A 2,386-nucleotide genomic window follows, 5' to 3' on the forward strand; every position below is an offset into this window, starting at 1 on the left:
CCTCGAAGGCTCTCGCGGTCGTTCAAGTCCGCCTCCACCACTGACACGCCTTTCGGCGGGTCGTACGTCGAAGCGTTTCGAGTCATCGCCACGACTTCGTGACCCCGTTCGATCAGTTCGGGGACGAGGTTGCGGCCGACGAACCCGGTTGCTCCGGCGACGAGTACCCTCATTACTCGAAACTCGGGCGCTACGGTTCAAAAGCTGTCGGGGCAACCTGAAGGGTTATGCGCCGCAAGCACCACGGTTTCCGTATGGATTGGCCCTTCCTCCTCGCCCTCGCCCTCCTACTCGGTGGCGTTCTCGGAAGCGTCGCTCCCCTCGTGCCGGGAGTTCCCCTCTCGCTCGCGGGAATCTACGTCTACTGGTGGGGGACGGACTTTCACAGTCCCGGCCTCGCCTTCGTCGCCATCGCAACGGTCGTCGGTATCGCGGCGTTCGTCGCCGACTACGCAGGAAGCGCGATTTCCGCACGCGCTGGCGGTGGTTCGATGGTGTCCGCCGCCGTCGCGGCCGTCGTCGGAATCGTCGCCCTGTTCGTCACGGGACCCGTGGGAATGCTGGTCGCCGTCGCGCTCGCCACCTTCGTCGTCGAACTCACGCGGACGAACGACCTCCGGCACGGTGCCCGAACCGCTGGCTTCGCCGTCGTCGGCATGCTCGCGTCGGCGGTCGTTCAACTGCTCGTGACCGGTTCGCTGCTCGTCGGATTCCTCGCCGTCGTGTTGTTCTGAACGGCCGCTTTCCCCCGTTCGTCCATTCTACAAACATGACAGATGATGTGGCTGTAGGGGTTCCTCCGGTCCGGTTCCCTCGTCTACGCCCGGCATCATCACGACCAGTCCAGTTACCGAAATTGAGGCGCTAAGGCCCCTTCCTCAACGAGCGACCGAAGGGAGCGAGTAGGGAGGGGATACAGCGTTGACGAGACGCCGAGCGTCTCGCCTGCACACGAGAGCATTGCTCTCGTGAACGCCGCACGGTTCTCTAGCACGTTCGACGCTCAGCCCACAGGCCCACCGCCACGTTTATGTTTCAACATTGTATATACTCCGATGATGGATAGACACGAAATAGAAGGCCACGAAGTCATCACCGGGACGGTCAAAGCCACTGGCAACGGGGCACACGTTCTCGTCCCGAAGGACTGGCGTGGTGCAGACGTGAAAATCGTCCGAACAAGTGAACCCACCGACAAGTAGCCCCACCAGATGAACTACAACTACAGGTATCGGCTCCGGCCGTCCGACGCTCTTGAAGACCAGTTAGCGTGGACGGTCGATACCTGTAGACCGGTCTACAACCACTTTCTCCACCGACTTAACCGGAACGACGATACCTCGGCGTACTCCGAACAGAAACTCCTGCCGAGTCTCAAGAAGTGGTGGACAGACCTGAAACAAGTCCACTCGAAGGTTCTCCAGAAGGTCGTCCAGCGGTTATACGACAACCTCTCAACGCTTCGCGGTCGCAAAGAGAACGGCTACCACGTTGGGACGCTCAACTGGAAGGCACCGGGCGAGTACCGTAGTTTCACCTACAGCCAATCCGGCTTCAAGCTCAAAAATACGAGCGGTCGGACAAAACTGTGGCTCTCGAAACTCGGAGAAATCCCGCTCACTTTCCACCGTGACCTGCCCGACGACGCCAATATAAAGACCGTCACGGTCAAGCAGGAAGCGACCGGTAAGTGGTACGCCATCCTCGGTATCGAGACGCCCGACGACCCTCCTGCGAAGCCCGAGAATCCTGAGCAGTGCGTCGGTATCGACGTTGGCATACTTAAGTACGCCCACGACACCGACGGAACCGCCGTTGAATCGCCCGACCTCTCAGACGAACGCGAGCGACTGGAACGGGCACAGCGCAACCTCTCCCGCAAGGAACACGAGTCTGCAAACTGGGAGAAACAACGCCTAGTCGTGGCTGAGCGTCATGCCGACCTCAAACGAAAGCGCCGTGACTTCCTCCACAAATTGTCGAACTACTACGCCACCGAGTACGACTTGGTGGCCGTGGAGGACTTGGACGCGAAGGGCTTGGTCGAACTACCGGGCAACTCGCGGAACCGGGCGGGCGCGGCGTGGGGAACGTTCCTGCGGATGCTCGAATACAAGTGCGAACGCGAAGGGGTACACTTCGTCACAGTAAACCCTCGCGGAACGACCAAAGAGTGTGCATCCTGCGGTGTTTCGACCGATAAGCCGTTGTGGGTCCGCGAACACTCCTGTCCGGCGTGTGGTTTCGAGGCGGATAGAGACGCGAACGCGGCGTGGAACATTCTTTCTCGCGGTATCACAAAGCGGTTAGGAGCGGGACGCTCCGAATCAACGCCTGTGGAGACTGCGCTTCCTGTGGATACCTCCGTATCTGCAAAGCGCGTCGT

Annotated in this window: 4 protein-coding genes; 3 read left to right on the forward strand and 1 reads right to left on the reverse strand. The window is 60.2% G+C overall.

Features of this window, described 5'->3' with window-relative positions; genetic code table 11:
- Positions 1 to 173 (reverse strand): SDR family oxidoreductase (locus WBV42_RS05595; RefSeq protein WP_423985154.1); only part of this gene is annotated, 173 nt, incomplete at its 3' end.
- Between the two features lie 81 nt (positions 174 to 254).
- On the opposite strand from WBV42_RS05595, the gene WBV42_RS05600 reads away from it, so the two are divergent.
- The 3 genes from WBV42_RS05600 to WBV42_RS05610 all read left to right on the forward strand — a co-directional run.
- Entirely contained in the window at positions 255 to 734 is a 480-nt protein-coding gene (locus WBV42_RS05600) for a DUF456 family protein (protein ID WP_423985151.1), read from the forward strand.
- A 324-nt stretch (positions 735 to 1,058) separates the two neighbouring features.
- A complete protein-coding gene (locus tag WBV42_RS05605) occupies positions 1,059 to 1,202 on the forward strand; it encodes a DUF2080 family transposase-associated protein (protein ID WP_423985152.1) in 144 nt (47 codons plus the stop codon).
- A 9-nt stretch (positions 1,203 to 1,211) separates the two neighbouring features.
- A partial coding sequence (locus WBV42_RS05610; protein ID WP_423985153.1) for an RNA-guided endonuclease InsQ/TnpB family protein occupies positions 1,212 to 2,386 on the forward strand: 1,175 nt, incomplete at its 3' end.

Origin of the sequence: Haladaptatus sp. (genome assembly GCF_049589095.1) — an archaeon.
Taxonomy (GTDB): domain Archaea; phylum Halobacteriota; class Halobacteria; order Halobacteriales; family Haladaptataceae; genus Haladaptatus.

Coding starts and splice junctions, on each gene's coding strand:
- WBV42_RS05600 (WP_423985151.1), top strand. CDS start 255: ATGGATTGGCCCTTCCTCCTCGCCCTCGCCCTCCTACTCGGTGGCGTT.
- WBV42_RS05605 (WP_423985152.1), top strand. CDS start 1,059: ATGGATAGACACGAAATAGAAGGCCACGAAGTCATCACCGGGACGGTC.